The 20,160-nt window shown below is 57.1% G+C and carries 4 protein-coding genes and 1 pseudogene; 1 reads left to right on the top strand and 4 read right to left on the bottom strand.

Annotated elements, in window-relative coordinates; translation table 11 throughout:
• Positions 1-13 precede the first annotated feature (13 nt).
• Together BFV63_RS04295 and BFV63_RS04290 are read right to left on the bottom strand one after the other, a co-directional pair.
• A pseudogene (locus BFV63_RS04295) lies at positions 14-466 on the bottom strand (arsenate reductase/protein-tyrosine-phosphatase family protein).
• Positions 466-1,602, bottom strand: coding sequence for a polysaccharide export protein (locus BFV63_RS04290; protein WP_023315446.1), 1,137 nt, complete (start codon positions 1,600-1,602; stop codon positions 466-468). The pseudogene BFV63_RS04295 and the gene BFV63_RS04290 overlap by 1 nt, the downstream one beginning before the upstream one ends.
• A gap of 362 nt (positions 1,603-1,964) precedes the next feature.
• Here BFV63_RS04290 and BFV63_RS04285 point away from each other — a divergent pair, with 362 nt between their 5' ends.
• Complete coding sequence (locus BFV63_RS04285) at positions 1,965-2,660, top strand: helix-turn-helix transcriptional regulator (protein WP_023315445.1); 696 nt, start codon at positions 1,965-1,967, stop codon at positions 2,658-2,660.
• 76 nt (positions 2,661-2,736) lie between these two features.
• Here BFV63_RS04285 and BFV63_RS04280 read toward each other — a convergent pair whose 3' ends face one another.
• Complete coding sequence (locus BFV63_RS04280; RefSeq protein ID WP_223237575.1) at positions 2,737-3,606, bottom strand: OmpA family protein; 870 nt, start codon at positions 3,604-3,606, stop codon at positions 2,737-2,739.
• Between the two features lie 163 nt (positions 3,607-3,769).
• Complete coding sequence (locus BFV63_RS04275; RefSeq protein ID WP_069597457.1) at positions 3,770-19,981, bottom strand: Ig-like domain-containing protein; 16,212 nt, start codon at positions 19,979-19,981, stop codon at positions 3,770-3,772.
• Positions 19,982-20,160: the final 179 nt, after the last annotated feature.

The following is a 20,160-nucleotide window of genomic DNA, read 5'->3' as shown; positions in this document are numbered from 1 at the left end:
TAATCAGCCTTACTTATTCAATCTGCTGAAAAACCTTTACCCATTCTTCAGCAGAGGATAAAAGTTGTTTAAAAATCAAATCTGATATTTCACGTCCCCGGCGGTACGGGTCGGCAATTTCGAGCTGCTGAAGTCAGTAGCCGAATAAAAACGTTTTCCCCCTGGCCTCCATGGCCATCCGGGTTACCGCTTCAATATGATTCTTCTCCATCGTCAGGATAAGATCGTACTCACGGCACATCGCTGGGGTGAGCTGACGTGCGATATGCCCTTCCAGAGAAAATCCATAATTCCGGGCGGTTTGCAGAATAACGGGATCGGCACATTCACCCGATAGTGCTGAAATCCCGGCGGAGTCCACCATCATTTCCGGCAAGCAGGAACGCAATATTCGTTCTCCCGCCGGAGAACGACATATATTGCCCGTGCAAACCACCAGGATGGCGTTATAGTGCCCCTTCACGATTAATTTCCCCAGTTTCTCACAAAGCGAGTCGTTTCCGTCAGGCTGTAGATACCCGTAATGGTCGGCATTAGCTGGTTAATGACCCTGTTCCAGCGCGCAACTGGTGCGGATGTCACATAGACAATGTCGTAAGGCTTGAGCTTAAATTCTGTTCCAAGTACCAGTGCAGTAGCATCTCGCGCGTCGAGCTGGTAGATCGCCGCACGTTTCTCGTTTACGTCTTCTGATTTGGCCTCAGAACGGATCACGAATATCCCACTGGCATCGCTGGTTAGCTGATTCATCCCCTCAGCATTCCCCAGCGCTTCCGTCAGCGTCATGCCTGAGCGATCCATTTTCATGGTGCTCTGCTTAACAACATCCCCCATGACAAACACTTTTAAATCGTCATTGCGTGGGACATAGAGAATATCGCCCGGATAAAGCAATTTATTCTGCTGTAAATCGCCATACTGCATGAGGGCCTGAAGCGAAATTGTCGACTTTTTGCCCCCCTGGGTTAATACCACATTGCTCCAGTCGGCATTTTCCGTCAGGCCACCGGCCTGGTTTACTGCATCAATAATCGTCAGCGGCACGTTAGTAATAGGCTGCTGGCCAGACTGGTTTACCTCACCCGATACCGTGACCTTCTGTGAACGGAACGCAGCAATCCCCACTTCCACCTGAGGAGACTCAATATATTTCGCCAGATGCCCGGTAATCATCTCTCTGACTTCCGTCACCGTTTTATCCTTCACGACAACTTTCCCGATGTAGGGATAAAAAATAGTTCCGTCTGAATGTACCCAGTTTCCCGTATCGCTGGCGCTTCGATACTGTCCTGATGGAGTGGTGAGTTCCGGATGTTCCCAAACGGTCACCATAATAATGTCGCCAACACCAATACGGTATTCATACGCCTCCAGGCGCTTGTTTAGCTCTGCATTGCCCTGGGCAACAGCCACGTTTTCCCGCAGCTGCGCTATCAGCGCAGGTGTGACGGGATAAACATGAATATCCAGCTCGCTCTGCTTATTCTCCTGCGAATGAACCACTTTTTTTCCGGAGGTATCGATATGGCTGCCCGGCGCGATCTGGCAGCCGGCAAGAAGTAAGGTAGAACTTAAAATAAACAGAACCGCGATTTTTTTCATGCTTTTCACAATGTCATCCCTGTACAACGACACTCTCTTTAATTAATCGGCCAAACGACATGCTTCCCGTAAGGAAGAAATCCAGCAAGCCATTATTTATAAAATTATAACCATCACATGTTTTGCCTGTCCTGGATATGTGGATTATTCCTGGTTGAAAACATCGCTTTCTTACATTAATGTCAGCGTGAAATTACATTCCTGCGAGGTTAACAATTCCCATTTACTGAAGGAGTGTTCTTAATTAATAGTTTATTCATGTCGTGTAAAATATAAATATATTCATACCGTAGTACCTGTCTGTCGGTATGCAACATTACGAAGATGGACTCCTTCCATTCAAGTTAACCAAAGGAATACCAATGGATACGTCTAAAGTTATTTTATCACGATGTCAGTTTAGCAATATCGGTCTACATCATTTGCTTTCAGAAACATTCAGGAAAGAGAAAGTCATCTCTTTTGACAATCAACAGAATCTTTTTTCCTGGACTAAAGAGGTCAGGAGGGGCTCTTTTTTTACCCTATATTTAGTTTTACCTGACTCGATATACAGTAATATCATTTACTTCCACTGGCTGATCTCTCTTCGAAAAAAAGCGCATAATGCAACCATATCAGAAGTTATTATCGCCTATCATTCGGATATTTTTCCCACACTGTTTTCCTGCATTTGTTCCCATTTCAGGCATCGTCTTGTAAACATAAATAATCTTACGAACGATGAGATCATCAAAAAAATGCATGCCCAGCGTCACCCCAGCAAAAGCAAGGTAGTTAACAAATACATCGAACTGACGCATATGGAGTTTTGTGTGTTGAAGCTGATGATTGCGGGTTACACCATTGATGACATTAGCCTCGTGCACAACATTAAACCTAAAACAACCTACACCTATACCAATAATATTATGAAGCAACTGGGTTTTAACTCGTTGAAAAAAATATATTCCTGTGGCGAGATCATCCGGGAGTCAATCGAGAACGAGATTATCAGGGAGAAGAAAAAATACTACAGCAGCGCCAGCCCTCTTGCTTTCGAACCCCAGTGTGCATAATCGCCGTTAACCCTTCCTCGCTTCTGCAAAAAAATACGGAAAGCATCGCTGCGATCCGTATTTTCTTTAGGCATAATTAGTGGCTTTTCACTAAAATTTCTACACGACGGCTATTAACGTTACAACCCGCCGCTTGCTGGGTGGCACTGGTTCCACAACCTTCAGCGGTTTGTGCTACCCCCTGTCCAACTGTGTTATTAATAAGCTCTGGCTTAATACCTTTCTCAATCAATAACGAACGAACCGTATTCGCACGCGCTTCAGAGAGACGCTGGTTGGCTTCACGGCTACCAATCGCATCGGTATAACCAATAATCTGAATTTCACGAACGTTATTCGCCTGGCGGATAAATTTCACTACCTCATCCAACTTCTGGCGAGATTCCGCAAAAATGCCCACCGTGTTGCTTGCGGCAAAGCGGAACAGTACCTGCTCCTGAATAAGCACTATGCCGGTATTATTAACGTAATCACAGGGTTTGACCTGCGAGGCTCGATTAATAATCCTGGTCTGCTTATGCATATTTTTCAGAAGTGATTCCGCGCGCGCGCGTTCCTCCAGCGCCGCCGTATTTCCCGTAGTGCCTGGGTTCACCTGAATAAAATAGGTTTGAGCACTTTCGGTATTGAGCTGCTGCTGCGGGTTTTGTTTGCCCTGATAGGTCGGCTGGTCGTTGAACCAGGATTCCACCGTGTGCGCACCGGGTGCGGCACACAGGACGGTAAACTGGCCTGGCAACAGCACCGACTGCAGCTCGCGGTCCACATAGACTGTCGCAGGAACGGTGCCCTGCGGATAATAGACGACAACCTGCGCCAGTTCAGGCGTTACGCCAGCTACCGGACGATAAGGCTGCGGTGCCGTATTTTTCGGCGCTGGTTTAATCACTACCGGTAAATCGATGGCCTTTTCCACTTTTTCGGCTGAATAAGCGGGATTAGCCATAAATGCACTTAAGGCAGCAGCGACACAGAACGCCAGATTAATTTTTTTAAAATTCCGAGGGGTTACTTTCATTTATCAAATTCCCGATTAACCCAGTGATTGATCGTAAAACAACAGAGATGCGCAGAAATCCCGCCATCCGAAGATGGCGGGTTTTACTGGGTTACATCATTATTTGGTTATTCTGCAGCAGCGTAACCAGATCGGTTTGAACATCAGCCAGCGTGACAACCTGAGTAAATCCATGCTGTCCGCCCTGACCGTCACGGTCGATACTGATCACGGTATCGCTTCCGACAACTTCCACCTTGACGTAATCCAGCACGCCGCGGGAGGAGTAATCCAGCTCCAGTTTTCCATCGTCCTCGAAGAAGGAGATAGAGCCCTTATAGTCAAGCAGCTCGCTCATATCGAGCAGGTCTGCATCACTGTCTTTCACCAGATTACCCACCTTGAAGCCGTGGATAGTGTCGTGCCCGTTGCCGCCGGTGCTGTCGTTGGTCATTCCTTCCAGCACGTTGTACATCAGCGTGTCGTTACCGCCGTTGACCAGGTAGAAGGCGTCATTGCCACCGCGACCATCGAACAGGTTATTTGCGGAGTTATCCGTAAACGTATCCTGCTGGCTGGAACCTAAGAGACCCTCGATATTGAGGAGTTTATCGGTGCCGTTACCGGTTGCAGTACCTGTCCACAGGTTCGCGTTGATCGCAGTAGTTGAACGGCTATAGTCAACAACGTCCATACCGGCAGTTTCGCTCCAGACCGGCTTACCGCTCACAATCTGGTTCCAGCCGCCGCCACCGTTGTAGGTGTCGTTGCCTGCAGAACCGAAGAAGGTGTCGTTATAGCCCGTCCCGACGATCCCGCTGTTGCCAGAGGTGTTGTTTGCCGCATTGCCGCTTTCCGCCGTCAGTACGTAGGAGTCATGGGCTTTACCTGTTGTCAGGCCACCCCAGCTCTCATTTACCGTACCGTTGGTGTAACCACCAATGCTGCTCGTTGCGCCAACGTGATCCGCTTCACCGTCGGTAATGCGCAGCATCTGCACGGAGTAAACTTCATTCGGATCCAGCCCGAAGAAGCTCACCAGACCCATGCTGTTGCTGGAACCAGAGGACTGCGGGTTAATCAACTGGGTTGCCACAAGCTCGCCCGCTGAGTTGTATAACTTCACGGTGTTGCTGTAGAAGGTATTGATGCCGTTGCCGTCAACAATACGGATCTGCAGGCTCGTGCCGTCCGCCGCGATATTGGTGTTTTTCACCAGCATCGTGCGTCCCGCGTCGTCTCTTGCCACGACATCAGCATCCGCGCCAGAGCGGTACAGCACCAGGTCCATCGAACCGTCCCAGTCATAGTCGAGTGCGACGGCACCCGTCATGTTGTTGAACGTCGTGCTACCTGTCAGGCTGACTTTATTGGCGCCCCAGTTGTTACTACCGGTATTGGTATACAACATTGGCGAGCCAGTCACGCCAGAGCGTGGCACTTCGATGATGTCCATCTTACCGTCGTGGTTCCAGTCCACTGCCAGCGACGTGCCGCCATCAACGTTATCGCCAAACCACTGCGCCTGGCTGTCCGTTGCATTGAGCTTACCGGTACCATCGTTCAGATAGATACGGCTCTCGTCGCTGTTACTGCCCCCCTTCGAACCACGGCTCAGGAACAGATCCAGCCAACCATCGTTGTTGTAATCCGCATAGGTCATGGAGATAGACAAGTTACCGTAGTCTTCATGGCCATCGTCACGGAACACGTTCGCGTAGTAGCCAACTTCACCGAAGTTGGTCTTCGACGTCCCGGTAGTCTGGTTATACAAGATACCCAGACCGCGGGAGTTGTTGCCGACGAGGTTGCCAGCGCCGTTGTAGTCGATATGTGCCGTAATATCTACGGTACCGTTGTTATCGATATCCACAGCCCCTACTTCGTGCAGCACACTCAGCGACGTTGGCAGTGCCCCGCCAGGATGTCCGTCAGAGAAGCCGGAATTATCCTCGTAACTCAGCGTGCCCTGCGTATTTTTGATGAACGAAATGGAGTCTGCTTCGGAGTCACCCAGCACAAAGTCCAGATAGCCATCACCTTCACGGTCATAGGAAATCACGCCGCCGAGGTGGTTCAGGGTGCCCTGATCCAGCGCCTTCGCGGAGTAACTACCGTCTGCGTTCTGCAGCCAGTAGGCGGTACGACCCGCGTTACTATAGCTACTGATCTGAGACATGACGTCGGCATAGCCATCGCGGTTAATGTCCGCAAAGGCTGCGGAGTTAACATAACGGCTGTATGACGTGCTATCTACGTCGTAACCCGCACCGTTTTCAGTTGACGGTTGGGCAAGGTACGTTGAATCGTAGTCTTCACGCGTGACGGAGTCATAGACACGTCCGGCGTTAGCGGTTGCTGTACCAGAAGTGCCGCGAGCACTCTGGAAGAATGACCACAAACCGTCCTGACTGATGGTCACCGCAGCGGCGTTCAAACCGCGGCTATCCGCATCGGTCGTTCCCCCCCAGGTTTGTTCAATCAGCGTACTGCCGCCACCTTCGGTGACACCTGTACTGGTGCTGGCGCTCATGCTTGAGCGGTTACCCGCTTCATCCCAGACCACAAAGGCCAGGTTATGTGCGCCAGAAGGCAGCGACGTATTCAGACTCCAGGAGCCGTCAGCGTTAGCCTTCACGAAGCCAATGACCTGATCCAGACCTTCCTGATATGTCCCGTTGTTGTTGACGTCACTCACCAGCGAGATAATCGCCCCCGCTTCAACACGACCGTATTGACCGCTGGAGAAGGTGAACGAATCTCCTGTGGTGGTGTGCTGCGGCACATCTGGCGCCCCGGTAATACCGTTCGGAGAATCCAGATCGATAACCACGTTGTAGCTATCGGCAAAGTTCGTGTTCGTACCCGGGTTACCCGCAACGTCAATCACCTGCAGCTTGAAGCTGTGGGTGGTGCTTGCCGTCGCTTCCGGCAGTTCATAGCTCCAGCTCTGGCCGTTGAGCGCCAGCGTTTTCCAGGTCTTTCCGTTATCCAGAGAGATCTGCAGATGTTCGCCCGCCTGCAGCGCGGCGCTCAGGTTGCCGCTGATGGTCACCGTACGGTCACGGGTGACCATGTCGCCGTTGGTTGCCGTTGCCGCGTGGCTGAAGTGATCCCCGGTCGTCAGACCATGGCTGGTATCGGTAGTCACTTTGGTTGTCGTAGACAGACCGTTCATGTCACTGCCGCCCGATGCCACCTGCAGCGCCTGAGAATCGGTGCTGCCGACGTTACCGGCGTTATCCACCACGCGCGCCTGAATGGTGTAAGCACCATCGTTCAGCGGCGTGCTCTGCATATCCACAGTCCAGGATGTGCCGGTTACCGTTGAGGCACGCGTCCAGGTCACACCGTTGTCGAGGCTAATCTCAACCCACTCGTCCGCCTGCAGGGCTTTGTTCAGCTCACCGTTAATCAACAGCGTGTTATCGCTGGTAATGAAGTCAGTATCTGAAGCGCCACGGTCTTCCGAGACAGAGCTGATGTTGATAACCGCGTCAGACACGGTGGTATCGACAACAATTGTCCAGGTGTTGCTCGGCGTACTGACGTTGCCCGCCGCGTCCGTGGAGGTTGCGACCAGATTCCAGGTGCCTTCAGCCAGCTTATTCGCGTCAGTGATTTGTAGCGTCCACTGACCCGTTGTGCTATCGGCAACGGCGGTACCCAGCAGAATGCGGGTTGTCGCATCCACCTGATGGTACACATTCACCGTGCTTCCCTTCTCTGCCGTACCGGTGATTTCCGGCGTGGTGTCGTTGGTCGGCTTGCCGTGAGCAACGGAACCCTGAACCGGGTTGACGTCGTCCAGCACATCGGTGATAGCCGGTGCGACAGGCGCAACCGTATCCACAACCAGATCAAAGTCGATCGGCGTGAGCGGGTTATTGGACGGGTCGGTCCCGGTGATGCGCAGCGTGTGCGCGCCATCACTCAGGCTGCTCGTCGGCGTGAATTCCCAGTTACCGTTGGCATCCGCTTTCACGGTGCCCAGCTGAACGCCACCCACGTCGGTGATGATAATGGTACTGCCCGCCGTCGCCTTACCGACCAGCTGTACCTGGCTGTCGTTGGTGACTTCACCATCGCGAAGCACGCGAGAACCACCCGCTTCCTGGACATCATCCACCACCTGCAGCAGCTGCAGATAGCTTGCGCCCGTAGAGACGTTAACGGTGATATCGTCAACGATCGCGCTGGCGTTACCTGCCGGATCCGTTACCTGGGTCGCGAACTGGTGTTCGCCATCAACCAGCGGCGTGGACGGCGTGAACTGCCAGCTACCGTCTGGGTTGGTGACGGTGACGGTACCCATCGCCTGGCCATTATCATAGATAGTAACCGTGCTGCCCTGCTCCGCTTTACCGGTGAAGGTTGGCTTGTTGTCGTCGGTGGTCATACCGTCGGTCAACTGACCTTTCCAGGCACCCTGATCGTCAGACACCTGCAGTCCGGAAACCGGATTCGGCGCTGTTGAATCAATGGTTACCGTAAACGAACCGCTGCGATCGCTCTCCTGACCCGCGCTGTTGGTATTGGTCACCGTAAAGGTGTAGCTACCGTCAGCCAGTGCCGGAGATGGCGTGAAGCTCCAGGTGCCATCGCTGTTCAGCGTTGTTTTACCTACAACCTGACTGCCGTTGTAAATGGTGATAGTATCGCCCGCAGCACCGTCCGCCGTTCCTTTCAGGGTTGGCGTATCGTCTTTGGTCAACGCATTGTTGGCCAGGTTGATAACGGTTGTGCCGGTATCGTCCAGAACGTTAAGGATCGCTGGCGCATCCGGCGTGTCGGACATAATGACGTCATAGCTGTCAGCCGGTTTCGCCACGTTGCCAACGCGATCGGTTTCCGTCACGGTCAGTTGGTTGATGGAATCACCGTACAGCGATTCAGATGGCGTCAGTTCCCATTTGCCGTTCTGATCGACCGTGGTGGTGCCCAGTACTTTGGTGTTGCCGTCTTTATCCGTGGTGTACACGGTAATAACGTTGCCTACTTCCGCACCAGAGCCGCGAATTACCGGACGTGTATCGTCCAGAACGCCGCCATCTGCAACAATCCCCTGAACGTTACCCACGTTATCCGTGACGGAATCAATGGTCACTTTGCTCGCATCCGGCGCGGTGTAGTCGGTAGTCAGAATAAAGTCCGCAGACTTGTCGCTGACGTTGCCGGCTTCATCCGTGGCCGTCACGTAGAAGGTGTTTTTCCCTTCAGGTAACTTGCTGCCCGGCTTGAAGTTCCATGCCCCGTTGCTGTTCGCGGTGACTGAACCCAGCAGGGTGCCGTCAACGGTGTAAATATTGACGGTGCTGCCCGCTTCAGCCGTACCGTGCAGGATCGGCTGCGGATCGTCAGTGACATCGTTGCTGTTCAGGTCGTCCTTAACGGTACCCACCTGATCCTCCGCGTAATCAATGCTCGGACGATTCGGTGCTTTACTGTCAATTTCGAAGCTGAAGGTGCTGGAGGTATCCTCTTTACCCGTCAGATCTTTCGCGGTTGCCGTAATGTTGTGTACGCCATCGCCCAGATCGCTGGTAGGCGTAAATACCCAGTTGCCGCTGGCATCGGCCTTGACGCTGCCCAACACCACGTTGCCATCCATGATGGTGACAGTGCTGCCTGCTTTCGCCTTACCGATAATTTCCGGACGCGCGTCGTCAGTGACGTCGTTCGCCTTCATTTCACCCGTGACGCTGCCTTTATCGTCCATCACGCGAACGATGGTGACCGGAACGCTGGAGGTATCAAGCGTGACGGTAACACCGGCATTTTCAGCTCCCAGATTGCCTGCTGAATCTTCAGCACGCGCGGTGAAGGTGTATTCTCCATCCGCCAGAGAACCGGTGGTGTAGGTCCAGTTACCGTTCGCGTCTGCAACCGCAGTACCGTTTTCCTGGCCGTTCACGTAGACGTGAACAACGCTGCCTGGCTCTGCCTTACCGCTGATGGTCGGCGTCGCATCGTCAGTGGTGTCGCCATTAGCCAATACGCCGGTCTTCGGACCTTCGTTATCGCTCACGATAAAGCCTGTGACCTCACCCGGCGCGCTGGTATCAACCGTGATTGGGAAGCCGCCAGTCTGCGGGCTTACCTGACCAATGTCGTTAATCGCTTCCGCGACAAACGTATGAACGCCGTCCGCCAGTTTCGGCGTGTTGAAGCTCCATTTGCCCTGGGCATCGGCCTTGGTTTCACCCAGCAGGGTGGTACCGTTCGGGCCGCCATAAATGCGAACCGTCACGTTGGCTTCCGCAGTACCGGTCAGAAGCAGGGTGTTGTCGTTGGTTGTCGCATCCTTCTGCAATGGACCGGTATGCGGCGCGACGTCATCTTCGACACTGCTCAGGGTCGGTGGCAGCGGCTGACCGCCTGCATCGATCTGAATAATGTATTCCGGTGAAGCCGCCGTGGTGTTACCCACGCTGTCGGTCTCTTTCACCGTCAGGTTGTAAGTCCCGTCAGGCAGGGCTTTCGTGACCTGAAGCTCCCAGGTGCCGTCAGCCTGTACTTTGGCGGTGCCAATCACCTTGTCGCCGTTGTACACGGTGATGGTGTTGCCCGCTTCCGCGCCGGTGCCTTTGATCAGCGGCGTGTTATCGTCAGTCTTACCGCCTGACGTCACGGAGCCGGTCACAGAACCAAAGTCATCCACCACGTCAGTGATGCTCACTTTGCTTGCATCTGGTGCGGTGTAGTCCAGGTTCAGCACGAAATCGTCGGACGCTGCGCTGGTATTACCCGCCCTGTCCGTCGCCGTCACGTGGAAGCGGTGCTCACCTTCCGGCAGTTTCGCCGTCGGTGAGAAGCTCCAGGTGCCGTCGGCCTTCGCCGTCACTTCGCCCAGCAGGCCGTTCTGATCGTAGATCTTCACGGTGCTGCCCGCTTCCGCCTTGCCGCTCAGGGTCGGCGTCGGGTCGTCGGTGCTGCCGCCGTTCGCCAGGTTACCCTGCACGCTGCCCACGTCGTCCAGCGCCGCGTCGATGGTCGGCTTCACCGGCGCATCGGTGTCGATGGTCACGGTCCAGCTGCTGCTGCTCGACTCATTGCCCATCGGGTCCTTCGCTGTGGCGGTGAAGGTGTGGTCCCCGCGGCCCAGGTCCACGCTCGGCGTGAAGCTCCAGGTGCCGTCAGCGCCCGCGGTGGTGGTACCCAGCACGTTGCTGCCGTCCATGATGGTCACGGTGCTGCCCGCCTTCGCCGTGCCGCTGATTTGCGGACGGGTGTCGTCGGTGACCGCGTTCTGGGACAGGCTGCCGGTCACGCTGCCGGCGTCATCGGTCACGGCGGTGATTTCCACCTTGCCCGGGACCACGTCAACGGTGATGACCACGTGCGACCCTTCCGGCCCGGTGTTGCCCGACGGATCGGTGACGGTGGTGGTCAGGTCGTGTGCGCCGTTCGCCAGCGGCTGGTCAGGGGTGTAGCTCCAGGTGCCGTCCGGGTTCACCTTCGTGGAGCCGATAACCTGGCCGTTGTCGATGATGTTCACCGTGCTGCCCGGCTCGGCCCTGCCGCTCAGGGTCGGGGTGTTGTCATCGGTGGTGTCGCCGCTCACGACCGGGCCCTGGTACGCACCGACGTTGTCGGTGACCAGCAGGTCGGAGGCCGCGTCCGGTGCTTTTGTATCGATAACGATACCGAAGCCGCCGGTTGGCTCACTGGTGCGGCCCACGCCGTCGGTGACGGTGGCGGTGAAGCTGTGGCTGCCGTCAGCCAGCGCCGTATCCGGCGTGAAGCTCCAGCTGCCGTTGCTGCCCACGGTGGTGGTGCCAATCAGGCGGCCGTTGTCGTAGATGCTGATGGTGCCGCCCGCCACGCCGCTGCTGCCGCTCAGGGTCGGGGTGGTGTCGTTGGTGACGTCACCCTTCTGCAGGTAGTCCGCGTGCGGGGCCACGTCGTCATAGACGGTGTCCAGCGTCGGTGCCTGCGGCGGCACGGTGGCCACGTTGATGATGTACTCACCGGACGGACCGGAGACGTTGCCCACGCCGTCGGTCTCTTTCGCCGTCAGGGTGTACCTGCCGTCCGGCAGCGGCGTGGTCGGCTCGAGGGACCAGGTGCCGTCGGCCTGCACGGTCGCGGTGCCAATCACCTTGTCGCCGCTGTAGACGGTGATGGTGTTGCCAGCTTCCGCACCGGTACCCTTGATCAGCGGACGGTTGTCGTCGGTTTCTTCGCCGGAGGCAATGACGCCTGCGGTGTTCACGTCGTCATAGACTTCGGTGATCGCCAGCTTGCTCGCATCCGGGGCGGTGTAGTCCAGGGTCAGAACGAAGTCGTCTGACGCAGAACTGGTGTTGCCCGCCTTGTCGGTCGCTGTCACGTGGAAGCGGTGCTCGCCTTCCGGCAGTTTCGCCACCGGCGAGAAGCTCCAGGTACCGTCGGCCTTCGCCGTCACTTCGCCCAGCAGGCCGTTCTGATCGTAGATCTTCACGGTGCTGCCCGCTTCCGCCTTGCCGCTCAGGGTCGGCGTCGGGTCGTCGGTGCTGCTGCCGTTAGACAGGGCGCCCTGTACGGTGCCCACGTCGTCCAGCGCCGCGTCGATGGTCGGCTTCACCGGCGCATCGGTATCGATGGTCACGGTCCAGCTGCTGCTGGCTGACTCATTACCCATCGGATCCTTCGCCGTGGCGGTGAAGGTGTGCTCGCCGCGGCCCAGATCCACGCTCGGCGTGAAGCTCCAGGTGCCGTCCGCGCCCGCGGTGGTGGTGCCCAGCACGTTGCTGCCGTCCATGATGGTTACGGTGCTGCCCGCCTTCGCCGTGCCGCTGATTTGCGGACGGGTGTCGTCGGTGACCGCGTTCCGGGACAGGCTGCCGGTCACGCTGCCGGCGTCGTCGGTCACGCCGGTGATTTCCACCTTGCCCGGGACCACGTCAACGGTGATGACCACGTGCGACCCTTCCGGCCCGGTGTTGCCCGACGGATCGGTGACGGTGGTGGTCAGGTCGTGTGCGCCGTTCGCCAGCGGCTGGTCAGGGGTGTAGCTCCAGGTGCCGTCCGGGTTCACCTTCGTGGAGCCGATAACCTGGCCGTTGTCGATGATGTTCACCGTGCTGCCCGGCTCGGCCCTGCCGCTCAGGGTCGGGGTGTTGTCATCGGTGGTGTCGCCGCTCACGACCGGGCCCTGGTACGCACCGACGTTGTCGGTGACCAGCAGGTCGGAGGCCGCGTCCGGTGCTTTTGTATCGATAACGATACCGAAGCCGCCGGTTGGCTCACTGGTGCGGCCCACGCCGTCGGTGACGGTGGCGGTGAAGCTGTGGCTGCCGTCAGCCAGCGCCGTATCCGGCGTAAAGCTCCAGCTGCCGTTGCTGCCCACGGTGGCGGTGCCGATCAGGCGACCGTTGTCGTAGATGCTGATGGTGCCGCCCGCCACGCCGCTGCTGCCGCTCAGGGTCGGGGTGGTGTCGTTGGTGACGTCGCCCTTCTGCAGGTAGTCCGCATGCGGGGCCACGTCGTCATAGACGGTGTCCAGCGTCGGCGCCTGCGGCGGCACGGTGGCCACGTTGATGATGTACTCGCCGGACGGACCGGAGACATTGCCCACGCCGTCGGTCTCTTTCGCCGTCAGGGTGTACCTGCCGTCCGGCAGCGGGGTGGTCGGCTCCAGGGACCAGGTGCCGTCGGCCTGCACGGTCGCGGTGCCAATCACCTTGTCGCCGTTGTACACGGTGATGGTGTTGCCCGGCTCTGCGCCCGTACCCTTGATCAGCGGACGGTTGTCGTCGGTTTCCCCGCCGGAAGCCACCACGCCTGCGGTTTTCACGTCGTCATAGACTTCGGTGATCGCCAGCTTGCTGGCGTCAGGCGCGGTGTAGTCCAGGGTCAGGACGAAGTCGTCTGAATCTGCACTGGTGTTGCCCGCCCTGTCCGTCGCCGTCACGTGGAAGCGGTGCTCGCCTTCCGGCAGCTTCGCCACCGGCGAGAAGCTCCAGGTGCCGTCGGCCTTCGCCGTCACTTCGCCCAGCAGGCCGTTCTGATCGTAGATCTTCACGGTGCTGCCCGCTTCCGCCTTGCCGCTCAGGGTCGGCGTCGGATCGTCGGTGGTGCCGCCGTTCGCCAGGTTACCCTGCACGCTGCCCACGTCGTCCAGCGCCGCGTCGATGGTCGGTTTCACCGGCGCATCGGTGTCGATGGTCACGGTCCAGCTGCTGCTGGCTGACTCATTACCCATCGGGTCCTTCGCTGTGGCGGTGAAGGTGTGGTCCCCGCGGCCCAGGTCCACGCTCGGCGTGAAGCTCCAGGTGCCGTCCGCGCCCGCGGTGGTGGTGCCCAGCACGTTGCTGCCGTCCATGATGGTCACGGTGCTGCCCGCCTTCGCCGTGCCGCTGATTTGCGGACGGGTGTCGTCGGTGACCGCGTTCTGGGACAGGCTGCCGGTCACGCTGCCGGCGTCATCGGTCACGGCGGTGATTTCCACCTTGCCCGGGACCACGTCAACGGTGATGACCACGTGCGACCCTTCCGGCCCGGTGTTGCCTGACGGATCGGTCACGGTGGTGGTCAGGTCGTGCTCGCCGTTGGAGAGCGCCTGATCCGGGGTGAAGCTCCATGTACCGTCCGGGTTCACCTTCGTGGAGCCGATAACCTGGCCGTTGTCGATGATGTTCACCGTGCTGCCCGGCTCGGCCCTGCCGCTCAGGGTCGGGGTGTTGTCATCGGTGGTGTCGCCGCTCACGACCGGGCCCTGGTACGCACCGACGTTGTCGGTGACCAGCAGGTCGGAGGCCGCGTCCGGTGCTTTTGTATCGATAACGATACCGAAGCCGCCGGTTGGCTCACTGGTGCGGCCCACGCCGTCGGTGACGGTGGCGGTGAAGCTGTGGCTGCCGTCAGCCAGCGCCGTATCCGGCGTGAAGCTCCAGCTGCCGTTGCTGCCCACGGTGGTGGTGCCAATCAGGCGGCCGTTGTCGTAGATGCTGATGGTGCCGCCCGCCACGCCGCTGCTGCCGCTCAGGGTCGGGGTGGTGTCGTTGGTGACGTCACCCTTCTGCAGGTAGTCCGCATGCGGGGCCACGTCGTCATAGACGGTGTCCAGCGTCGGTGCCTGCGGCGGCACGGTGGCCACGTTGATGATGTACTCACCGGACGGACCGGAGACATTGCCCACGCCGTCGGTCTCTTTCGCCGTCAGGGTGTACCTGCCGTCCGGCAGCGGGGTGGTCGGCTCCAGGGACCAGGTGCCGTCGGCCTGCACCTTCGCGGTGCCAATCACCTTGTCGCCGTTGTAGACGGTGATGGTGTTGCCCGGCTCTGCGCCGGTACCCTTGATCAGCGGACGGTTATCGTCGGTTTCTTCGCCGGAGGCAATCACGCCTGCGGTGTTCACGTCGTCGTAGACTTCGGTGATCGCCACTTTGCTCGCGTCAGGCGCGGTGTAGTCGGTGATCAGTACAAAATCATCTGATTCCGGACCCGTGTTACCGGCCTTATCGGTTGCGGTAGTGGTGATATGGTGCTCACCCTCTGGCAGCGCGGTGGTTGGCGTAAATTGCCAGCCGCCATTTTCGTCCACCACGGTAGAACCAATCAGCTCCCCGTTATCATAGATATCGACACGGCTGCCCGGCTCTGCGGAACCTTTGAAGGTTGGGTTCGCATCGTCGGTGGTGCTGCCGCTGCTCAGATCGCCACGGCTGGAACCCACGTCATCTGTCGCAAGGCCGACAACCGGTTTTTCCGGTGCCACGGTATCGACAGAGATATCAAAGGACGGAGAGGTCACGTCGTTTCCGGCCGGGTCTTTGGAAATCACGGTCAGGCTGTGATCGCCATCGGCCAGATCCTGCTCTGGGGTGAACGTCCAGTTGCCGTCCGGATCCACCACGGTGGAGCCCAGTACATCGTCGCCATCCATGATGGTTACGGTGCTGCCCGGCTTGCCTTTACCGCCCAGTTCCGGACGCGCATCATCGGTCACGTTGCCCGGCCTCAGGTTACCCACGATCGGCCCCTGATCGTCCACCACTTCGCCCACGGTGACCTGGTTTGGATCCGGATCGACGGTGAAGGAGATCCCCGGTGACGGTTCGCTGGTGTTGCCAGACGGATCGGTCACGGTAGTGGTGATCTCATGATCGCCTTTAGCCAGAGGCTTGTCTGGCGTATAGGACCATTTACCTTCGTCATCAACGATGACGGAACCGATCTTCTCGTCGTTGTCGTAGATGTCCACCACGCTGCCCGGCTCGGCTTCACCGCTCAGGGTTGGAGACTGGTCGTCGGTGGTGTCACCGTCGCCTACCGGCCCCTGCTTGTCGCCCACGTTATCATTGATAACGATATTTTCTGCCGGAGACGGTGCCGCAGTATCGATCACGATCGGGAAGGTACCGCTGGTGCGCGCGTTGCCCGCTGCGTCAGTCGCCGTGACGGTGAAGGTGTGCTGACCATCCGCCAGCGCGGTATCCGGGGTGAACGACCACTTACCGCTGCTATCCGCCTTGGCGGTGCCAATCACTTTCCCGTTGTCGAGGATAGACACAACGTCGCCCGGTGCAGCGCTGCCGCTCAGGGTTGGGGTGGTGTCGTTGGTGGTTTCGCCTTTCTGCATTGGGCCGACGTGCGGCTCGGCGTTGTCCACCACGCTGTTGATGGACGGCTCGGTGCTGACCGGGATCAGAACGGTAATATCATAAGACGGTGCTTCACCCGCCACGCGGTTACCAACGGCATCCTGCGTTTCGAGCGTCAGCTGATTAAGCCCTTCCACCAGCGGTGTATCCAGCGCCAGCGTCCAGGTGCCTTCACTGTTGACTACGGCTGAGCCCAGCAGATGTTTGCCGTTAGCATCCGTGCTGTAAACAAAGACGGTGCTTCCCGCTTCACCAATACCATTGATAACCGGTTTGCTGTCATCGGTGATTTCACCGCTGGCCACGTTACCCTGACGGCCGCCGACATCATCCATTACGGACGTAATGTTCAGCACATCGCCGGTTGCTACAGGTGGGGTGTAGTCGGTCACCAGCACAAAATCATCCGATTCCGGACCGGTGTTGCCCGCTTCATCCGTTGCGGTAGTGGTGATATGGTGCTCACCTTCTGGCAGAGGCGTAGTTGGCGTGAACTGCCAGGCGCCTTTATCGTCCGCAATCGTCGAACCAATATGCTCACCGTTGTCGTAAATATCGACACGGCTGCCCGGCTCTGCAGAGCCGTTGAAGGTTGGGTTTGCGTCGTCGGTGGTGCTGCCGTTGCTCAGATCGCCGCGAATAGTGCCCACGTCATCCGTTGCGGATCCCAGCACAGGTTTTTCCGGCGCGGTCGCATCGACGGTGATATCGAAGGACGGTGAGGTCACCTCGTTACCCGCCGGATCTTTGGACACCACGGTCAGGCTGTGATTGCCGTCAGCCAGATCCTGCTCTGGCGTGAACGTCCAGTTGCCGTCCGGATCCACCACGGTGGAGCCCAGCACGTCGTCGCCATCTTTAATGGTCACGGTGCTGCCTGGCTTACCTTTACCGCTCAGTTCAGGGCGAACATCATCGGTCACGGTGCCCGGCTTTAGGTTGCCCACGATCGGGCCCTGATCATCCACCACTTCACCCACGGTAACCTGGTTTGGATCAGGGTCGACGGTGAAGGAGATCCCCGGCGACGGTTCACTGGTGTTGCCAGACGGATCGGTTACGGTAGTGGTGATCTCATGATCGCCTTTATCCAGCGGTTTGTCTGGCGTATAGGACCATTTACCTTCGTCATCAACGATGACGGAACCGATCTTCTCGTCGTTATCATAGATGTCCACCACGCTGCCCGGCTCGGCTTCGCCACTCAGGGTCGGGGACTGATCGTCTGTGGTGTCGCCTGAACCTACCGGTCCCTGCTTGTCGCCCACGTTATCATTGATAACGATATTTTCTGCCGGAGATGGTGCCGCAGTGTCAATCACGATCGGGAAGCTGCCGCTGGTGCGCGAGTTGCCCGCTGCGTCAGTCGCAGTGACGGTGAAGGTGTGCTTGCCATCAGCCAGCGCGGCGTCCGGAGTGAACGTCCACTTGCCGTTGCTGTCCGCCGTGACGGAGCCAATCACCTTACCGTTGTCGAGGATCGACACGATGTCACCCGGCGCAGCGCTGCCGCTCAGGGTTGGCGTGGTATCGTTGGTGGCGTCGCCTTTTTGCAGCGGGCCAACGTGTGGTTCTGAATTGTCCACCACGCTGTTGATGGACGGCTGAGTGCTGATCGGGATCAGGAGGTTGATGTCGTAAGACGGTGCATCGCCCGCAACGCGGTTACCCGCCGGATCCTGTGTCTCCAGCGTCAGCTGGTTCAAACCTTCCGTCAGTGGGGTTTCAGGCGTCAGGCTCCAGGTGCCATCGCTGCCCACAACCGCTGAACCAATCAGGTGTTTACCGGAGGCGTCGGTGGTATAGACATAGACGGTATTGCCCGCTTCGCCGATACCGCTAATGAGCGGCTTGCTGTCATCGGTGATTTCACCGCTGGCAACGTTGCCCTGACGATCGCCTACGTCATCCGCTACGGCGGTAATTTTCAGAACATCTGCTGAAGCATCAGGCGCGGTAGTGTCAACTTCAAACTCCAGCGCTTCCGAGGGGTCGCTGGTATTGCCCGCCTTATCCGTTTGCGTAACGGTGATGCTGTGATCGCCTTCGCCCAGCGGTTTCTCCGGTTTCAGCGACCAGTTGCCTTCGTCATCGATGACGGTAGAGCCCAGAACTTCATCACCATCATAAATGGTCACGGTGTCGCCCGGTTCACCTTTACCGCTGAATACCGGACGCGTTTCGTCAGTGACGTCGCCGCCCTTCAGCTGGCCGGTAATCGGACCGGTATTATCTTCAGCATCGACCCTGTCCGGTCTTGCCGGCGGCGTGGTATCGACAATGATCTGGATCGGATCGGAGGGTTGGCCGACATTACCCAGCGGATCTTCTTCAATCACCTCAACGTTATGCTCACCCTCGCTGAGATCTTTCTCAGGCGTGTAGGTCCACTTCCCTTCGTCATCGACGATAACGGAGCCGATCTCTTTGTCGTTATCCTTGATAACGATGGTATTGCCCGGCGTGCCTTCACCGCTGAATGAAGGTTTAGTGTCATCCGTCACGTCACCCGGCTTAAGCGGACCCGTTACCGGACCGTTGTCGTCAATAACTGACGGCGTTTCTGCTTTCCCCGGAGGTTCCGTCAGAACAATAAAATCACGTTCATCAGAAGGCTCGCTGACGTTACCCGCTTTATCCGTCTGGCTAACCGTGATGCTGTGGTTGCCGTCAGTCAGGTTTTCTGAAGGTTTGAAATACCAACGACCGTCGTCGTTAACGCTGGTTTCGCCGATCTTTTTACCGTTATCGTAAATGGTAATCGTCGCGCCCGCTTCACCGGTACCGCTCATCTCCGGTTTTGGATCGTCGGTGTAAGCGTCTTCAAGGATCTCGCCGGTGACTTTACCCACTTTATCCATGATGTGCTCAATCGTTGGCGCATCTGGCGCAACGGTATCAACCACGATGGTAATGGGGTCAGACGGCGGGCTCATGTTGCCGTCCGGATCTTCAACCACAACGGAGAGGTCATGTTCACCGTCGCCCAGCGGCTTATCCGGCGTATAGCTCCATTCGCCTTCGTCGTCGACGATGACGGAGCCAATTTCCTTATCATTATCGATGATATGGATGGTATCGCCCGGCTTGCCTTTACCGATTAATGAAGGCGTTGAGTCATCAGTCACGTCTCCGGACTTAAGCGGTCCTTTAATCGAGCCTTCATCATCCACAGCCTTGCCAATGCTCGGTTTTTCGGGGGCGGGCTGGCTATCGCTTTCATCCTTGTCCAGTTCGGACAGAGCAAACGCAGCGCCAACACCTGCCGCCGCAAGCGCAAACCACCCTAACATGCCAAACAGCATGTCATTTTCGTCGTCCGGGGCAGACAAAAGAGGCCCACCGGCGCCTAACGGTTCACCGCCCAGGGCAACCGGAGCCAGACCACCTTCAGCCATGAGATAGCCATTATCGTAGCTTTCACCAGACAAAGGGATATAGGCATAAAGCAATCCATCTTCGGCCATACCCATCAGGGTTGGGTTTTTCGAATCGCCGTCAAAATAATTTTCAATAATAATGCTGGGCTGTGTGTCGCCTTCCTGAATAATATGTAACGCTTTGCCAACGCGTTGAAGCGTAATATTTTCTGGCGCAAAGTCGTCATTCACATTTTTCAGCAAATATTTATTGCCGGGGATAAGCTTTACCTTAACCGTACGGCCTGCATCTGCTGTCAACAACCGCGTTTTACCGTCTCCGTTGTTGACCGCTAAAATGACCTTATTTTCAGTCATACTTAAAGTCCTTGGTGAAATTCAATGCTAAATTAAGGACATATGCACATCGGCGTGAATACATCCTTTAGTGCCATGCTCTTATGCCTTCCTTACATAATTCACGCCCATAGAGTCTATTGACATGATGCTCAAAAATAGCATGACTGGTTTCTTTATAGAGGTAGGAAAAAACCACG

Origin of the sequence: Enterobacter hormaechei subsp. xiangfangensis (assembly GCF_001729785.1) — a bacterium.
Taxonomy (GTDB): domain Bacteria; phylum Pseudomonadota; class Gammaproteobacteria; order Enterobacterales; family Enterobacteriaceae; genus Enterobacter; species Enterobacter hormaechei_C.
This window is presented reverse-complemented; position numbering and strand designations above follow the sequence as displayed.

What these genes read in the sequence shown, in the direction of transcription:
- BFV63_RS04290 (WP_023315446.1), bottom strand. Translation starts at nt 1,602, where the DNA reads ATGAAAAAAATCGCGGTTCTGTTTATTTTAAGTTCTACCTTACTTCTT.
- BFV63_RS04285 (WP_023315445.1), top strand. Translation starts at nt 1,965, where the DNA reads ATGGATACGTCTAAAGTTATTTTATCACGATGTCAGTTTAGCAATATC.
- BFV63_RS04280 (WP_223237575.1), bottom strand. Translation starts at nt 3,606, where the DNA reads ATGGCTAATCCCGCTTATTCAGCCGAAAAAGTGGAAAAGGCCATCGAT.
- BFV63_RS04275 (WP_069597457.1), bottom strand. Translation starts at nt 19,981, where the DNA reads ATGACTGAAAATAAGGTCATTTTAGCGGTCAACAACGGAGACGGTAAA.